The organism is Mitsuaria sp. WAJ17 (genome assembly GCF_014174515.1).
Taxonomy (GTDB): domain Bacteria; phylum Pseudomonadota; class Gammaproteobacteria; order Burkholderiales; family Burkholderiaceae_C; genus Roseateles_B.
Map to the genome: position 1 here is coordinate 116,764 of NZ_JACJUG010000004.1, position 16,769 is coordinate 133,532.

Here is a 16,769-nt window from a genome sequence, read left to right on the forward strand (position 1 = left end):
GCCCGTCAGACCACGCGGTTCAGCATGTCCACCTGAGCAGCGAGCAGGCCGTCCAGGCGAATGACGGTCTCCAGCGGCTGGTGCTCATCCCACACGACGCCGCAGTTGTAGGACAAGGGCGTGCCGGTGACCTTCTGCTGGTAGGTGATGACACCGCCGCCGGGCCCGCGGATGCCCAGGGCCCAGTGGTCCCAGCCGTGCCAGCTGCTGGTTTTCATCACCAGGGTGTAGTCATCCCGGCCGTCGTCGGCCAGCACGGTGTGCCCGTTGACGCAGGCTGTGAGCTTGAGGAGCGCCACGCGGCAGGCATTCTGCGAGGCCAGCGCCCCCGCCAGTGCGGCATCGATGTGCTCGGCAAGTGTCTGGTGGTACGGCACGGTCTGTTCGAAGATCAGATCCGTGGTGGCGAAGAAGTCCGGATTCAGGCCGACCGGCTCCTGCTGGTCGTTGTATCGGAACGCGCCTTGCGGCGAGTTGTAGATCGTGACCGCGGTGTAGGCGTTGTCGGCGTGCTCGTACTCGCCCGTCAGCGCCCACCCCCAGCAGGCAGCATTCACGAAAGGGGCGTTGCTCGAAGTGGGGACGATGGCGCCGTCGCGCGGATGCTCGCCGCCCTGGGGCGCCAGCAGGGCGCGCTGTGCATTGCTCAATTCAGGCATGAAGGCTCTCCAAATAGTCAAGATGCGAGCCCATGCTGAGTCGGTTCAGACTCCCCGGCAATGACAGCCCATGACAGCACGGGCGCCGGATCTACAAGTGATGCCAGGAATGTAATGTCTGACAGATCCTCCCTTGCCATGGCGGAGTTAACGTGCGGATCCTTCTCGAACCGGTGCACTGACGCAAGTCACTAGTGCCCCTGGCCCTCGCATGATTCAAAGAACAACGGATTCCACGTGGCCAAGCTCAGCAACTGCACCAGCGGACACAGCATCTACCTCCGTGCCCAGCATGTGTTCGGGCGAGACCCCTTGTCGGACACCCTGCTCGACAGCCCAGGCGCCTCTCGCCTGCATGCGGCCATCCACTGGACTGGTCAGCGCTGGGAGCTGCGGGACCTCAGCCGGCACGGCAGCCTGGTCGATGGCGTCCGCGTGCCGACCGCCTGCCCCGTTCCCTTGCGTCTGGGCAGCCTGCTGAGCTTCACCGCGGATGGCTGCCAGCGCTGGTGTGTGGAGGACCTCGCCGGCCCGGCGCCCATGCTGCTGCCCCTGGACGGCGGCACACCCGTGCTGCTGGGCGGCGCCAATCCTCTGCCGCCAGAACTGCAGGAGGCCCTGCGTCTCGTGCTCGGTGAGCGGGGGCAGTGGCTCTGCTGCCATGCGCGGGGAGCACAGCCGCTCTCCGAAGGCGAGGAGGTGCGCATGGGCGGCCGGCGCTGGTGCTTCGCCTCAGGAACGGACCCCCACCTCACCCCGCCCGGCCTCGGCGCCAGCATGGGGCTCGATGGCCCCACCGCGCTGGAGCTGCGGGTCAGCCTGGACGAGGAGCACGCCTGGCTCAAGCTGCATCACTTCGGCCATGTCCTGGACTTGGGCGAACGCAGCCACCACTACACCCTGCTGACACTGGCCCGCATGCGGATGCAGGACGCGGAACGCGGCGTCAGCACCGAGGCCCAGGGATGGGTGGAGCACGGCAGGCTCGCGTCCATGCTCGGGATCGATGGCCCCCACCTGAACATCCAGCTCTTCCGCTTGCGCCAGCAGATTGCTCAGGCCGTGCCGCACCCGCTGGAGCCGCCGACGCTGGTGGAACGTCGGCGCGGCGCGCTTCGTCTGCAGGCACTGCCCTGCCGGGTGCTCCGGGGACAGACGCTGCAGGGCAGCTACGAGCCCTGGCGCCTGGCCCAGGCTTCGCCATGGGCGGATGCCCGATCGAGCTGATGCACAGCCCGCCTCGCCCCGCTCTCGGTGCATCCGGACCCACTGCCCTCAGGCGTCAGCGGCTATGAGTCGCTCGAATTCCTCGGGCGGGGTGGCTCCGCCACCGTCTACAAGGCTCGCCAGACCAGCACTGGGCAGTATGTGGCCCTCAAGTTCCCGCGCAGCATGCCGATGGCCGCCCCCATGCGCCCGCCGGATCTCCTGCACGAGGCACTGCACCGGGAGGCCCGGCTGTGCGCCTCGCTGCATCACCCGCATGTCGTCCGGCTGATGGACCTCGGGACCGCAGACAGCGGTCATCCCTTCTGTGTTTTCGAGTATGTCCCGGGAGTGCCCCTGTCCGAGTACCTGAGGCGCCGGGGCCCTCTGCCTCTGCCCACGGCGGCTGCACTGATGGGCCGCGTGCTGGACGTGCTCAGCTGGCTGCATCGGCAACGGATCTCACACGGCGACCTCAAGCCTCAGAACATCATGGTGTTCTCGAGCGGCGCCTGCCTTCATCCCAAGGTGCTGGACTTCGGCTCGGCCGGACAGGCGAAGGACCACACCCCGCCACGCAAGGGCACGCCGGCCTACAGCGCACCGGAGCGTCTGCTCGGGCAGGCGCCATCGCCCGCGGCGGATCTCTACGCCTGGGGTCTGGTGTTCGCCGAATGCCTGCTGGGGCGTCCCGTGCTCGAGGGCATGAGCGCTGAGGAAGCGCGCCGCTGGCAGCTTGGCAATGCCCCGGTGGTACTGCCGGCGGCCCTGGCGCGGCACCCACTCGGAGCCCTGCTGGGGCGCACGCTGGAAAAGGACTGCGCCCACCGCAGCCACGATGCCGCGAGGCTCTACCGCGACTTGCTCAAGCTGCCCATGGCGCCCGGCAGCACGAGGCGCCTGCGGACCCGGCCCGGCCGAGCGTTCGCGGCCCCGACGCAAACCCCGACCGACGCGCCGCAGCAGACGGCCGCCCGACGGCAGGTGGCCCTGTGCGCGCACCTGCAGATCAGGGCACCGGCGGGCGACTGGGATCTCGGCACCCTCAACAGCCAGCGCAGCGAACTTCTGCACTGGTGCGAGAGTCTCCTGCGCCGCGGCGGAGCCGAGCCCGCCGGCACGCTGGGTGACCGCTGCCTCTTCCACATGAGCGGCGGCACGGGCCCGGAATCCAGCATGGCACGCGCGATCGATGCCATGCTGACCCTGGCCACGGCCGCGGTCCGACGCGGACACCTCATGGCCTCCGCCCAGCGCCTGGAACTGCACCTGGGCAGCGCCGTCTGCGTCGTGGACCAAGACCTCGCACCAGACCAAGCCTGGCGACTCGCCCTCAACCAGGCCCTGCTCCTGGCAGGCAAGGCGCCCCATGGCGCCGTGCTGCTGCCGGCGCAGGACTGCCGACACCTGGCGACCAGCTCGGGCGTGCAGGCCGTAGAGGTCCAGGGCCTGCAAGCCTGCCGGCTGGAGCGGCGCTGACGCCGCCCCGCTTCTCAGCGCCAGACTGCGCCGCCGAACTGCTGCGTCGCGTCCTTGGGCGTGATGCCGGACAGATCGCAGTGCGTGGCATTGCTGGGCAGGGGCGCCTGAAGCAGGCGTGCGCTCTTGACCGGCGCGCTCCGGACCACGCAATAGGCCGTGAAGCGCGTCGGCAGGTTCACCACCAACGGCGCAACGGTGCCATCCGGACTGCAGTTCACGCTGGCACCAGTCATCTGCCCTGCCGGGTTGACGTCCTCCTTGCTGAAGTCGCAGGTCTTTCCGGTCGGGTCACCCGGATTTGCCGTGGCAGGCCTGGGGCCAAGGTCCACGCCGCGTACCACGGGGCCGCTGTTCACTGGCTTGGCGCCGTCCGCCTGTGCGGCACCGGCACACATCAGCAGTGCGAAGACGGGCGTCAGAAAAGAGAGGATGGAATGGCGCATGATTTCTCCTTGAATGGGTCAGAGTCACCCGAAGACCGGGCCAGGCCAGCGTAGGGAATGGCGCTGACTTGCGCCATTACGCCTCATGACGCGGCACCGACACCAGACCCTGTACCCAGGCATACGAGCAGGGATGCCACCGAGATCCCTGGGTGGCCTTGGCGCTGGAGTTCCCGGGATGCACGCGCGCCACATAGAGTTCCACCGCCGGGTTGACGGCCACCTGCGCGGCGGACGCCTTCCACACGATGGCGTTGTCTTCGCCGATGTCCAGATCGGGAAACGGCGTGGACCGCCAGTAGGACCGCCGATAGCACAACGTGCCACCACAAACCCAGTGGGTGCGGCCGTCCCAGCGGTACTGCCAGGCCTCGGCGCTTTCCGGGCGCCAGAAATAGACGCGGTCCAGACCACAGAGATCAGCCCCGCTGCGTGTCAGCAGCTGGACCTGGGACGACAGCCAGGCGGGCGAGCGCCAGTCGTCGTCGTCCCAGTGGGCGATCAGCTCGCCATGCGCGAGTTCGCAGGCGATGTTGCGCTTGGCGCCGACGCTGCGACGCTGCTCCAGGCGGATGTAGCGGATGTCCGGGCGCGATGGCACGAGGTCTTCCACGGGATCGGTGCCGTCGTCCACGATGAGCAACTCTCGGTGCGGGTACTGCTGCGCCAGGAAGTCGCGGATGGCCTGGGGCACGAAGTCACGCCGGTTGGCGGTAGGCATGATGCAGCTCACGAGCGGCTGCCACTGCGGCTCCGCCTTCGCGGCAGTGGGCGCAAAGTAGAAGGGCAGGTCCTGCGCCATGCAGGACGGCGCCGCCACCCGCGACCACTCGCTCTCCTGCAGATAGCTGCCGGCCCTGAACTTCCAGGTGTTACCTGGGTGGCGGACATACACGCACAGCTCGCGGCCGGGCAGCCGGCACAGGCGAGCCCCGGCAGCCATGACCTGTTCCATGAAATCGGCGTCCTCGCGCAGCGACGTCGGGGGATAGCGACCGTGGTGCAACCACAGTCGACGCCAATAGACCAGGGTGCCGCCGCTCACGTTCTCCACGAACAGGCGCCTGAACAGCGCCTGACTGGCCTGCCACCACTCGCCGGAAGCCAGGGCCATGAAGAGGAGGTCGTTCAGGCCGGTGATGTCGGCAAGTCCCTGCAGCAGGGGGGCCACCTGGCGGCTCAGGCGCCCATCGGCATACCAGTCGTCGTCGTCCCAGTGGGCCACCACCTCGCCGCGAGCCTGGCGCACGGCCTCGTTGCGCTTGGCCCCGATGCTGCTGCCCAAAGGGACACGCAGGCAGCGGATGCGGGCGTCCTGCAGCTCATGCGCGGGCGGCAGGTCCTGCTCGTCCTCGTAAATGATGAGAAGCTCGCGGCGCGGCCAGTCCTGCCGGCAGAAGTAGGCGATCGACTGCGCCACGTAGCGGGCTCGCCCCCGGGTGGGCATGATGCAGCTGACCAGCGGGGTGGCGCCCAGCGGCGCCACACGCCGCTGGGCGCCACCGGATCCGGCGAGCGGCATCGCAGCCGGCATCAGCGCCGGGCGGGCAAAGTGGTCGCAGCGGTCCCCCACGCAATGCGCGTGGTAGGGGGCCGCAGTGCCTGCCTGCGGCGCCCCCATCGGCCCGCCTGGCGCGCGCAATGCGCAGAATCGGTCCTGGTAGCGCTGCTTGCTGCGCTCAAGGCCCTCGGACTCGCGCCGCTGACGGTCGGCCGTCATGGGAGCTCGGTGCACATAGGCGGCCGGCACCCACACGCCGGCAAAGCCGGCCCGCGCCGCACGGATGTTGTAGTCCATCTCCCAGCAGGGTCCGGTGCCGTAGCCCTCGTCCGCCGCGCCCACGGCTTGCACCACCTCGCGCCGGACGGCATAGCAGAAGTCGGACAGGCTGTGCAGCGGCGCCAGTGACACGACCGCCGGTGCAGGCTCGCCCGGCCTGTCTTCGCCGGCGCGCAGTGCCGGCAGGCGCACCGATGGCATCGCGCCCACCACCGGCTGCGGTGCACGGCGGGCTCGTCGGTAAAGAGAGAGCGATGCTGGCGCCGCCCATGCCTGTGGCGCGGGGCGGGCGTCGGTACTGGCGGCGGCGCGCGAGGGGCCGGCCTGCTCGTTCCAGCCCCAGTTGGTCGAAGGTCCGGCCAGCCCAATCGCCGGATCGCCGTCGAGGGCCTCGAGCAGCCGCGCCAGCCAACCCGGCGCAGGCAGGGCCCCCGCCTCCAGCAGAACGTAGACGTCTGCCGGTTCCCCGATCAGACGATTGAACGCCGCCGCATCGCCCGCCCCCGGCGCGACCCACAGCTGGAGCACACCCGGACAGATGTCAAGCTGCCGCTGCAAGGGGGCGACCTGCGACGCAGCCCGCGGCGCCGCCAGAAGGCACAGGCGACATGGTGTGGCAGTGCCCTCATGCACGGCACGCAGGGTGCCCTGCACGTCCTGCTCCGGCGAGTGAACCAGCACGCCCAGCAGGACCCGACCTTGCTCCGCCATCCCGATCTCCCCTGGGCATTCACTTTCACCAGACGGTCTCGGCGGCAGGCCCCGACGTCGCCCCGGGAAACTCCACCGCGTTACCCTGGAACTGGAAGCCGGGCACATCGATACGGCACCACACCGCCCCGGCGAAGGGGCTGCTGCCATTGCCCAGCTCCATGCGGATCTGGACCGGCCGTCCCAGGCTGTCCTGGGTCAGCAGGACGAGCGGGAGGAAGTACTGGTTGCCCATGAAGTCCAGGGTGCGGCTGGTGATCTCGCACAGCACGTTCGTGAACTGACCCGAGGGTCCGTAGACCAGCAAGAAGGTGAAGGTCCAGTCGTCGCTGGCACGCCAGACAAGGCGGACCGTGCTGCCGGCCACCGTCTGTGCAGGCGGCATGGCCTGGGCCGGATAGACCTGGATCTCTCCTGCACCCGAGGCATAAAGGCTGTCGATCGGTACCGTCTGCCCGGTGACCACCAGGTCGGCGTCAGGCACGGGCGCACTGGCCTGCTGGGCGACCGTCGCCAGCGGCGGCTGCCATTGAGCCGCCGTGGCATGCCGGGTGTCGCGGTAGCCGTCGCAGTTGAAGGCCCAGCCACCGTATTCGCAGACGATGCTGGCCGGCTGCAGGCTCATGCCGCATGAGGGCACCAGCTGCAGCTGCACCATCGCATCGCCCGGCAGCTGCGGCGAGCGCTGCAGCCGTTGCACCGTGCCCAAGTGGTCGAGGCAGATGTCCAGGGCCCAGGTGACGCCCTGCAGCTGGAAGATGCCCGCACCGTCGTAGTTGATCTGCTGCTGCTCGCGGCCCGGCCCCGAGACGCGGGCGGGCGCCAGCGGATCGACCTGCCCCAGCAGCAGCCCGCCCGGCACGGGCGTACTGCTCACGAAGTCGATGCCGGACTTCAGCTCCTTCATCACCACGCGCGCCCCGGTATCGCCCTGCCCGGCCACGCCGCCCTGCTGCACCAGGCTGAAGTTGTAGATCTCGCGCTGGGGTGTCCCGGACGTCTGCCCCGCCGGCAGCGAACTGCCCACGATGGTGCCGAAGACGAACACCCAGTCGTCCCACTGGGCCGCGCTGGCACTCGCCTGCAGCTGCTGGATGACGCGCTGGACCTCGTCCATCTCGTAAGCACCGGTTGGTCCGCGGAAGAAGAACTCCGGGGCCATGAAGACCCTCAGCGTCGTGCCGGCGGCCTCCGGGGGCGAGGCCTGCGGCAGGAGCGAGAACGCCGTGTCCATGGCCCGCAGCATCAGCGCGCAGCGGGCATCGACATCGAGCGCGGGCATCGACAGCCCGAGGTAGGTCTCGCTGCCGTCCGGATTGAGTTGCGGCGCGGTGTCCAGCACATAGGCGATGAATTGAACCTGCGTGTATGCCATGGGAAGCTCCTGATGTAAGTGTCGAAATCAGCGATGTAGCCGCTGCAAGCCGTAGGTGAACTTGATGAGGTAGTTCACGTACACGTTCACCGGCCGGGTCTCGCTCGCACTGACCTTGACCGTGCCCGGCGGCTGCAGACTGCTGGTCGGCCCTCCCGTCGTCAGCGTGGCCGTGGCGCTGGGTGCGCCCGCGGCCTGCCCGGTGTTGGAGGGGGTCGCCGGCGCTGGCGCGCTGCTGTAGATGTGCTCGTGCGTCTGGAGGGCGAACGACTGGATGGACCCGACGCCCTGGGCTTCGCCCTGCCCGCCCTCGGGCGGCTGGCGCTGATCCGCGTCCGGATCGACGGACGAGCCCGCGGCCGCGCCCCGCAGGAAGTAGCCTCGGTAGTCGGGGATCTTGAACTCGCGGCCGCTCCCGCCGTAGACAAAGCCCAGCGCCGCGAAGAGCTCCGGGTACTGCGCGATGGCCAGCACTCGCCCATCACAGAACATCCAGCCCCAAGCCTCGATGGGCGAGGTGCCGTGGTCCTGCCGGTCCAGCGAGCCCGCGAAGGGAATGACAGCGCCGACCGGCACTTCGCCGAAGCCGACCGGCGCGAAGAAGGGGGGCCGATGCAGCGGCATCATGGTTGGCCCCTTGAGGATTCGGTGGACAGCAGCGGTGGCGCGGGTGACGCGCTGGCGTCACCCGCCGGTGCACGCCAGTCCTCGCCTTCCTCGAGCCACTGCAGGGAGGTCGGCACCAGCACCTCCCACGCCGGGCCCACCCGCCGCTGGGGTGGGCGCTGCAGGGCCCCATGCTTGAGGTCGTTGACCAGCGGCAGGTCGGCCGGGTCGGCCGGGACCAGGCGATCGGAGCCCAGCCAGACCATGCCGCTGGAGCAGAAGTAGAGGAAGGCCATCACGCGGTGCGGCCGCACGGGCAAAAGGACGCGGGCCTGCCCAGCCTGCAGGAAGGCGGCGAACTGCGCGTCCTCGTCGTCCAGCGGCAGCTCCGCCGGGTCGGCACTGCAGGGCCGGGGCGAGTCGTGGAAGGTGTAGCTCATCTCCCCCCACTCCAGGGCCTCGTCCAGGAACTGCACATAGCGGGGCTCGTTGACCTGCATCACCGAGGGTGGCGAGCCGTCGGGACTGGCCCACTCCCCGCCCGTCAGCTGCTGCATGCGGTCCAGCAGCAGGCGAAGGCAGGCACGCTTGACCTCCCGCTGCTCGATCAGGCGGCACGCAAGGGGTGAGCGAGGCCCGGGGAGCGGCCCGCTGCCCGTGCGCCGGCGATAGGCCTCGAGCTGCGCCTGGTAGCCGGCCATCAGCCGCGCGTACACGGCCATGCGCCAGGCGTCCATCAGCGGCGCACCTGGCTCGCAGGCGATCTCCACGATCACCTGGACCTGGACCGACTCGTCGGCCGGCGGCGATGCCAGCTGATCGGCCTCGCCCACGACCACCGGCACGCTGCCGTCCTCCTCGGCCATGGCAGCCTGGCTGGGACCGCCGGGCGGGAAGGCTCGGCAGCCCACGACCACGGTCGGCAAGGAAGCTCCCAGGCAGCGCACCGAGGCGCGGACGGCACGGTAGCCCTCCGGCAGGGCCACCAGCGTCTGCTGCCCGCCTCGAAGCGAGGCGCCGGCCGTGCGCAGGGCAGCCGGCGGAACCGGCATCTCAGTGACCCCGTAGCGGGCGGCCAGCCGGGCGTAGTTGTGACGGTCCACGTCCTCGAAGCTGTGGATTCCCAGGCAGCGGGGTGGCACCGGGCGCAGGTCGTCCATGCCGTTCAGCGCTGCCTCCGCCAGCAGGTAGCCCGCCGCAGGCCGGCTGACCATGCATTCGATCATCAGGCGTTGCCCTTCGTTGACCACGCACGCTTCGTAGACCTTGTTGACCCAGCGGTAGACCGCTCGCAGCGGCCCGGCCCCCTGGGTGTTGTCCAGCACGCTGCTGACCGTGTCTTCGCTCTGGCTCATGCGGCTGCTGGATCGCAGCAGGCTCACGCTGCGCTGGATGCGATGCACCGTGCGGCTGAGGATCTCCCTGGCGAATCGCACGGCGTCGTCCACGCCGGGCGTGCTGCCCGGTTGCACCGACTGCGTCCAGCTGCCGTCGAGCGTGGCCTGCGTCGGCGGGCCGTAGCTGCTGGTGAAGTTGTTGTACTGCTGGGTGACGCTGGCCTCGGCCACCGCCTGGCGGACCTGCTCCTGCAAGCTGCTGCGGCCCTCCTCTGCCGCATTGCCCAGCAGCTGCTGCTCGTTGCTGCCCTGGCGACTCTCCTCGATCTGGCGATGCGTCTGGCGGCTGACGAGCTCGCGCCGCTCGCCCCGCATCACCTGCTCGATGCGCGCGACCTCGCCCGCCTGGTAGCGGATCAGCCGCTGGCGCACCCGCTGCAGCTCGCCGATGGCATAGGGCTCGATCCAGCCGGAGGCGTCCTGGGGCGGTGATGACGGCAGCACTGGGGCAGGCGGCAGCGGAAAGACCGCGGCCGGCAGCGCCACGCTGGCATTGAGCAGGGAGAGCTGCTGCGCGCGGTCCAGCGGCGGGGCGGACTCCGGCGGGCTGCCAGACTGCCCCCCTGCCAGGACGCGATCGACGGCATGCGCGACCAGAAGGCAGCGCACCAGCGACTCCAGAAGGGCCGGCAGGTCGCCCAGCAGGATCACCAGGGCGAAATAGCTCTGCCAAACACGGTCCAGGGACAGGGCGTAGGCCGGCGATCGGAGGTAGTCCGGAGCCAGGTCCCAGCGCTGAAGCAGCGCCGAGACCTCCGCCTGCAGCGCCAGCGCCCAGGCCTCCGGTGGCAGCTCGGTGTGCCACAGGCGCTCCTGCAGGGCCGGGTAGTCCTGCACGGGGCTGCCCAGCAGGTCCAGCGAAGACAGGAATTCGCCGGCATAGGGTGGCTCGCCGTCCACGAAGGCCAGGGCCAGGTCTTGCGCTGCCTCGCGCCCTTGCGTCAGTGCCTGGATGAGATCGCCATAGAAGGCGCTCGCGGGCGGGCTGCTGGGCGCATAGGCCATGAAGTTCCACAGGGCGTCCTGCGCCGACATCTGCGGCCAGCGACGCACGTAGACATAGGGGAACAGCTCCTGGCTGCTGCCGCCCAGGAAGGACGGCGCGCCGGCCGGCTCAGGGGCCAGCGGCGGGGTCGGCAGCGGGGCGGGCGGCCAGGGAGGCTGAGGAGGCACGGGCGGCAGCGGTGGAGAGGGCGAAGCGTGGACGGGCACGGCCACCATCACACCCTCGAAGTGGTGTTCGTCGTCCGGACCGCTGCCGTAGTGCATGTCGGCAAACAGCGCCGTGCACAGCACGTCGTCGATGTGGATGGGCGTCTGCTGGCGGATCCAGCCCCGTGCATGGCATCCGCCGCTGAAGCGAACCTTGAACACGCAGGCCTGGGCGGTGACGAAGATCTGATGCTCCTCGCGGGGGAAGGCCCTGCTCTGGATGGACACCACCGTCGGCACCCCATCGCCTGGCTCGCGGTTGACCTGGCAGTCGAACACCAGTCTGCCGTCCAGCCCTCGCCATGTCTCGTGGACCATCTCGTTCACAGGGCCTCCCTTACCACGCCGACCCGCGCCGGCTGGCGCGGGTCGATGGCGCGATCAAGCCATCACGACGTTGTCGAGGTTGAAGGCAAAGGGCTGCGAGTTCGGGCCGGGGCCGCCGCCAGTCATGACGATGTCCGCGCTGGCGATGCCCAGCAGCGAGATCTCGGTATTGACGCTGGAGATGATGGCGGAGTTCATCACCTCGCCCTGCTCGACTTGCGAGACCACGCCGATCCAGATGGTGGGCTTGAACTGGAACACCGCCTTCTGCTGCGGCGCGATGGAGGTCTTGGTGGCCAGCAGGCGGCCGTCCTTGTAGCAGCTGGCGGTGATGGCGCCCTTGGGCAGGCCGTTGAGCACCTGCACTTCCTTGGGGCTGGTGCCCGGGCCGCCGGCCACCAGCTGGTTGCCCGAAGCGGTCAGGGCCATCTTGTACAGCTCGCCGTTCTGCGCCTTGATTTGCGGCGTGTAGTTGCCGTAGCTGTCGGAGGACCCGACGCTCAGGCCCATGGGGAAGGTGAAGGGGTGGTTGTCGCCTTGGCCGCAATACTTGATGACCTTCCAGGCCACCGACAGTTCGTCGAAGTCCGTTGCCACGTTCTTCTGGAAGATGACGATCTGCGAGTTGTTGAGGTCGTTGGATTGATTGATGAAATTGAGATTGACTGCCACGATAGGCTCCTAATTTTGATAACGACGAGAGTGAGTAGATGCGCAAGAGGCGCACCGCATGTCAGCCGCCGCTACCGCACTTGATCGCGGCCCGGCAGCGAACTCCTTGAGGCACGGATCGCTACCAGGCGACCACGTTTTCCAAACTGAATTCGTAGGGGCCGGCAGCAGGGCCGGCCCCGCCGCCGGTCATGACGAGGTCGGCACGGGCGACCCCCATCAGGGACAGCTCCACCGCCTGTTCCGACAGCACGGCCGACTGGAAGGCCTGGCCCGCGGTGATCTCGGAGGCCACGGCGATCCAGAGACTCGGCGGATACCGGAAGACCGCCTTCTGTCCCGGGACGACCGAGGTCTTGCACCCGAGGAGCACCCCCCCTCGGTACAGGCAGACGTCCACGGCGCCCTGGCTCTGGGCATTGAGCACCTCGATCACCCCGTTGGCGGCATGGGTGGCGGCCGCCTCGCGGCGACAGTGGCGCAGCAACCGTCCACCCACGGGCCCCCGGACCAACTCGAAAGATCGGCCGGGCTCGGCCGCCAGGCGCGGTGTGAAGTTGCCCCATCGGTCCTGCACCGACACTTCGAAGTTCTGCGAAAAGACCACGGGGTGGGAGCAATCGCGCCCGCAGTAGCGGATGACCTTCCACGCCACGTCGAGCGCGCTCATGTCCAGCGCCAGGTTCTTCTGAAAGAGCACGATCTCGGCGGTGTGGCCTGCGAGCGATCGGTTGATGAAGTTGAGCTGGGTATCCATGAGTTCTCCGCTGATGGGATGAACTCTAGGTATTCGTCGTGGCCACGGACATTACAGGCCATTACCCGCGCCGATCCAGGACACTGCTCCTGGCCCGCCGAGCTTGCGCACAGATGGGAGGCCGCCGAGGGGCACTGCTCAGTCATGAAGGCCCGCGGCGGGGCCGCTCATCGGGGGCCTAGCGCCAATCCACCGGCGTGGGGTGATGCGCGGCGCGAAGGGCCAGCAAGTCCGCCTCGGTGTCGAGGTCCTGCACCGGCCCCGGGCCGGGCAGCGCCTCGAAATGCACGCGATCCTCATGTGCGGACAGCCAGTGGCGTACGCCGAGGTTGGCGGGCTGCTCGTCGATGGCATCCACCGCCTGCGGCCCTAGGATCACCGGGTGGCCACGCTGTCCCGCTACGGCTGGCAGCAAGGCCTGAACGTCGGGGGCCCGATTGCGCCAGGCCTCCTTCAGACGCCGCAGATCCTCGACGCTCAGCGCCGTCAGATCCCCCAGCAGCAGCCACAGCGGCCGCTCCGGCTGCAGTCGATGATGGACCTGCACGGCGAGGCGCTGCGAATCGACCAGCGAGGGATCGTCCTGCTCATGCAGCAGGGGGTCCAGGCCGGCACGCAGGGCCAGGGGCAGCAGGATCTCGCGATACGGCCCCAGCACCACGCGCGGCTGGCTCACGCCGGCCTCGCGCAGCACCCCAGCCAGGCGCTCCAGCAGGCTCTGCTCGCCGATGTGCAGGGCGGCCTTGGGCCGCCCCCCCAGGCGCCGCCCCAGGCCCGCGGCCAGGATGACGGCGCCGGGGGCCGACTCGTCACTCAGCGGCCGCACGCCAGGGCGTCCTGCGGCAGGCGGCTGGCTGCCTCCTCCTGCCCCTTGGCCTCAGCCACTTGCACCTGGGCCGGCAGGGCGATGCCGTTCTTGCAGGCGACGATCTCGGCCATGATGGACAGGGCGATCTCGGCCGGCGTCTTGCTGCCGATGTAGAGCCCCGCCGGGCTGCGCAAGGCCTCCATCTGGGCGGGGCTGAGGGCGAAGTGTTCCTGCAGGCGCTGGCGACGCTGCTGGGCATTGCGGCGCGAACCGATGGCTCCCACGTAGAAGGCCTGGGACTGCAGGGCGTCGATCAGGGCCAGGTCGTCCAGCTTGGGGTCGTGGGTCAGGGCGACGACGGCGGTGCGTGCGTCGGGCCGCAGGTGCTGGATGAGGTCGTCCGGCATCTCATGGCTGAGGTGCACGCCGGGCAGGGCCCAACTGGCGCGCTGCTCCGGCCGCGGGTCGCAGACCATGACCTCGAAGCCCAGGCTCAGCGCCATCTCCGACATGAAACGCGAGAGATCGCCCGCGCCGATCAGCACCAGCCGGGCTCGCGGCCCGAAGTGGTTGACCAGAATCTCGCCGTCCCAGCGCGGCACGCCGTCGGCACGGCCCGGCCGCAGGGTCACGGCGCCGCTGCGCACATCTAGGCAGCGCTCGGTGCTTCGCCGCGCGGCGCAGGCGGCCAGGAGCTCGGTCACCTGGCTGCACGCCTGCAGCGGCTCCAGCACCAGTTCCACCGTGCCGCCGCAGGGCAGGCCGAAGCGGTGGGCCTGATCCGCCGAAATGCCGTAGCGCAGCACCGCGGGCCGCCGCTCGGCGCAGACCGCTTCGATGCCCTGCTCGCGGATGCGCAGGATGAGGTCGTCCTCAATGCAGCCGCCCGAGACCGAGCCCACGGTCTCGCCCCGGCCGTTGATGGCCATCAGCGAGCCCGGCGGCCGCGGCGAGGAGCCCCAGGTGCGGGCCACCGTCACCAGCAGCGCGGGCTGACCCGCCGCCTGCCAGCCGTCGGCGGTGCGCAGCACCAGGGTGTCCAGGTCTTCCATCACGCGACTCGGTTCAAGAGAGCTTGAAGGGCAGCTGGCGCTGCGGCTTGCCGGTCACCCTGGCGACGGCATTGGCAAAGGCCGGCGCCAGCGGCGGCAGGCCCGGCTCGCCCATGCCGGTGGGCGGCTCGGCGCTGGGCACGATGTGCACGGCGATCGCCGGCATGTCGGTGATGCGCGGCACCGCGTAGTCGCCGAAGTTGCCCTGCTCCACCACGCCGTCCTTCAGCGTGATCGCCGCACCGGGCAGGCACATGCCAAGGCCCATCAGCGCGGCGCCCTGCACCTGGGCCTCGATGGTGCGCGGGTTCACCGCCAGATTGCAATGCACGCCGGCCGTGACCTGGTGCAGCACCGCCTGGCCCTTCTTCACCGAGGCCTCGACCACATAGGCCACCACGGTGTCGAAGGACTCGTGGACCGCCACGCCGAAGGCCCGGCCCGCCGGCAGCTTGCGTCTGCCATAGCCGCTCTGGGCCACTGCGAGCTCCAGCGCGGCGCGGTGGCGCGGGTGCTTGTCGCCGAACATCTTGAGGCGGTAGGCCACAGGGTCCTGCTTTGTGGCACGGGCGATCTCGTCGATCAGGGTCTCCATCACGAAGGCCGTGTGAGTGGAGCCCACGCTGCGCCACCACAGCACCGGCACATTGAGCTTGGGATGGTGGACGCGCAGGCGCATCGGGAAGGGATAGGGGTCCTTCATGCCCTCGACGGCCGTCTGATCGATGCCGTTCTTGACCATGAAGCCTTCAAACAGGGTGCCGGAAACGATGGACTGGCCCACGATGACGTGGTCCCAGGCCAGCACATTCCCCTGCTTGTCAAAGCCCAGGTGGGCCTGGTGCAGGTGCATGGGGCGGTAGTAGCCGCCGTGGATGTCGTCCTCGCGGCTCCACTGGGTCTTGACGGGGGCCTCGATGCCGGCGGCGCGCGCTGCCTTGGCCACGGCACAGGCCTCGCAGACGAAGTCGCTGGTGGCCACGGCACGTCGACCGAAACCGCCCCCGGCCATCTGCACCTGGACGGCCACTTGCGCGGGCTTGAGGCCCAGCACCTTGGCCGCGGCCATGCCGTCCACGCCGGGGAACTGGGTGCCCACCCACAGCGTGGCGCCGTCGGGCCGCCACTGCACCGTGCAGTTCAGCGGCTCCATGGGAGCATGGGCCAGGTAGGGGAAGTGGAACTCAGCCTGGATTTTGTGCGGGGCCTTGGCCAGGGGCGCCATGTCGGCCTTGAAGTGCTCGGGGCCGTCCTGGCGGGCGAGCTGGCGATACTGGGCCAGTTGCCTGGCGCTATCGACCTTCTCGACGGTCGAGGTGTCCCAGTCGATCTTCAGGGCGTCGCGGCCCTGCTTGGCGGGCCAGTAGCCCTCGGCGATCACCGCCACACCTTCGGCGCCGCGGTCCAGGGGCACGCGCAGCACGGCCTTGACGCCGCGCACGGCACGGGCAGCGGCATCGTCCACCGAGCGGGGCTTGGCACCGAAGACCGGTGGGCGCGCGATCACAGCCGTCAGCTGGCCGGGCAGGCGCACGTCGATGCCGAAGTCCTGCTTGCCACTGCTCTTGGCCTTGCTGTCCAGGCGGTCCATGGGCTTGCCGATCAGGCGGAAGTCCTTGGGGTTCTTGAGCGTGACCTGCTCCGGCACCGGCTGGGCCATGGCGGCTTCGGCCAGCTCGCCGTAGCCGGCCCGGCGTCCGTCGGCGGCGATGACCTGGCCCTGCTCGGTGCGCAGCGTGGCCACGCCCACGTTCCAGCGCGCCGCGGCCGCCCCCATCAGCATGGCGCGGGCGCGGGCGCCCAGCTCGCGGTACTGCATGAAGCTGTTCTTGATGCTGTTGGAACCGCCGGTCATGTGCAGACCGAAGGCGGGGTCCACAAAGGCCGGGGCATTGCTGCCCAGCTCGGCCTGAACGCGGGACCAGTCGGCGTCCAGCTCCTCGGCCAGGATCATGGGCAGGGCCGTGTGCACACCCTGGCCGAACTCCAGGCGGTTGACCAGCACGGTGACCAGGCCGTCCGGCGCGATGCGCAGGAAGGACACCGGCTGCTGGAAGGGCTTGAGGCCGGCGGCGGGGGCGTCGGAGGCCGCGGCAGCCAGGGGCGCAAAGCCCAGCGCGAAGCCGGTGCCGCCGGTGATCTTGAGGAAGCCGCGGCGGCTCAGCGCCGACGGCGCCTCCGCGCCAGGCTCGCGCGCCAGGATGTGCCGCAGGGCGCGGGGCATCTCGGCGGCCAGGGTGGCGCCAAGTTCAGGAGACAGGTGGCGGTTCAGCATGGCGGTC

13 protein-coding genes are annotated in these 16,769 nt (G+C 69.6%); 2 read left to right on the plus strand and 11 right to left on the minus strand.

Features of this window, described 5'->3' with window-relative positions:
• Positions 1-5: 5 nt before the first annotated feature.
• Positions 6-659, minus strand: a complete 654-nt coding sequence (locus H5407_RS04890; RefSeq protein WP_183103310.1) for a hypothetical protein — start codon at positions 657-659, stop codon at positions 6-8.
• A 237-nt stretch (positions 660-896) separates the two neighbouring features.
• Here H5407_RS04890 and H5407_RS04895 point away from each other — a divergent pair, with 237 nt between their 5' ends.
• Together H5407_RS04895 and H5407_RS04900 are read left to right on the plus strand one after the other, a co-directional pair.
• Entirely contained in the window at positions 897-1,886 is a 990-nt protein-coding gene (locus H5407_RS04895; protein WP_183103311.1) for an FHA domain-containing protein, read from the plus strand.
• A gap of 27 nt (positions 1,887-1,913) precedes the next feature.
• The gene (locus H5407_RS04900) at positions 1,914-3,344 is read left to right on the plus strand and encodes a serine/threonine-protein kinase (RefSeq protein ID WP_183103312.1); all 1,431 of its coding nucleotides are present in this window, start codon (positions 1,914-1,916) and stop codon (positions 3,342-3,344) included.
• Positions 3,345-3,358: 14 nt separating this feature from the next.
• Here the strand turns inward: H5407_RS04900 and H5407_RS04905 are convergent, their stop codons facing one another.
• The 10 genes from H5407_RS04905 to H5407_RS04950 all read right to left on the minus strand — a co-directional run bounded on the left by H5407_RS04905 (position 3,359) and on the right by H5407_RS04950 (position 16,762).
• Complete coding sequence (locus H5407_RS04905; protein WP_183103313.1) at positions 3,359-3,790, minus strand: protein rhiC; 432 nt, start codon at positions 3,788-3,790, stop codon at positions 3,359-3,361.
• 76 nt (positions 3,791-3,866) lie between these two features.
• Positions 3,867-6,281, minus strand: a complete 2,415-nt coding sequence (locus H5407_RS04910) for a glycosyltransferase (RefSeq protein WP_255501068.1) — start codon at positions 6,279-6,281, stop codon at positions 3,867-3,869.
• A 25-nt stretch (positions 6,282-6,306) separates the two neighbouring features.
• The gene (locus H5407_RS04915; RefSeq protein ID WP_183103314.1) at positions 6,307-7,656 is read right to left on the minus strand and encodes a hypothetical protein; all 1,350 of its coding nucleotides are present in this window, start codon (positions 7,654-7,656) and stop codon (positions 6,307-6,309) included.
• A 27-nt stretch (positions 7,657-7,683) separates the two neighbouring features.
• Positions 7,684-8,283 (minus strand): phage tail protein, encoded by a 600-nt coding sequence (locus H5407_RS04920; RefSeq protein WP_183103315.1) that lies wholly within the window; start codon positions 8,281-8,283, stop codon positions 7,684-7,686.
• Positions 8,280-11,189, minus strand: coding sequence for a hypothetical protein (locus tag H5407_RS04925; RefSeq protein ID WP_255501077.1), 2,910 nt, complete (start codon positions 11,187-11,189; stop codon positions 8,280-8,282). The genes H5407_RS04920 and H5407_RS04925 overlap by 4 nt, the downstream gene beginning before the upstream one ends.
• Positions 11,190-11,252: 63 nt before the next feature.
• Positions 11,253-11,870, minus strand: coding sequence for a hypothetical protein (locus H5407_RS04930; RefSeq protein ID WP_183103316.1), 618 nt, complete (start codon positions 11,868-11,870; stop codon positions 11,253-11,255).
• Between the two features lie 121 nt (positions 11,871-11,991).
• Positions 11,992-12,627 carry a hypothetical protein gene (locus H5407_RS04935; RefSeq protein ID WP_183103317.1) on the minus strand — a complete coding sequence of 212 codons (636 nt, stop codon included), beginning with the start codon at positions 12,625-12,627 and terminating at the stop codon, positions 11,992-11,994.
• Positions 12,628-12,805: 178 nt separating this feature from the next.
• Positions 12,806-13,453, minus strand: coding sequence for an NTP transferase domain-containing protein (locus tag H5407_RS04940; RefSeq protein ID WP_183103318.1), 648 nt, complete (start codon positions 13,451-13,453; stop codon positions 12,806-12,808).
• Positions 13,441-14,487: an XdhC family protein gene (locus tag H5407_RS04945; protein ID WP_183103319.1), complete on the minus strand. Its 1,047-nt coding sequence runs from the start codon at positions 14,485-14,487 to the stop codon at positions 13,441-13,443. Before H5407_RS04945 ends, H5407_RS04940 begins: the two co-directional genes overlap by 13 nt.
• Positions 14,488-14,500: 13 nt before the next feature.
• Positions 14,501-16,762: a xanthine dehydrogenase family protein molybdopterin-binding subunit gene (locus H5407_RS04950; RefSeq protein WP_183103320.1), complete on the minus strand. Its 2,262-nt coding sequence runs from the start codon at positions 16,760-16,762 to the stop codon at positions 14,501-14,503.
• Between the last annotated feature and the right edge of the window lie 7 nt (positions 16,763-16,769).

Coding starts and splice junctions, on each gene's coding strand:
- H5407_RS04890 (WP_183103310.1), bottom strand. CDS start 659: ATGCCTGAATTGAGCAATGCACAGCGCGCCCTGCTGGCGCCCCAGGGC.
- H5407_RS04935 (WP_183103317.1), bottom strand. CDS start 12,627: ATGGATACCCAGCTCAACTTCATCAACCGATCGCTCGCAGGCCACACC.
- H5407_RS04925 (WP_255501077.1), bottom strand. CDS start 11,189: ATGGTCCACGAGACATGGCGAGGGCTGGACGGCAGACTGGTGTTCGAC.
- H5407_RS04915 (WP_183103314.1), bottom strand. CDS start 7,656: ATGGCATACACGCAGGTTCAATTCATCGCCTATGTGCTGGACACCGCG.
- H5407_RS04945 (WP_183103319.1), bottom strand. CDS start 14,487: ATGGAAGACCTGGACACCCTGGTGCTGCGCACCGCCGACGGCTGGCAG.
- H5407_RS04910 (WP_255501068.1), bottom strand. CDS start 6,281: ATGGCGGAGCAAGGTCGGGTCCTGCTGGGCGTGCTGGTTCACTCGCCG.
- H5407_RS04920 (WP_183103315.1), bottom strand. CDS start 8,283: ATGATGCCGCTGCATCGGCCCCCCTTCTTCGCGCCGGTCGGCTTCGGC.
- H5407_RS04905 (WP_183103313.1), bottom strand. CDS start 3,790: ATGCGCCATTCCATCCTCTCTTTTCTGACGCCCGTCTTCGCACTGCTG.
- H5407_RS04950 (WP_183103320.1), bottom strand. CDS start 16,762: ATGCTGAACCGCCACCTGTCTCCTGAACTTGGCGCCACCCTGGCCGCC.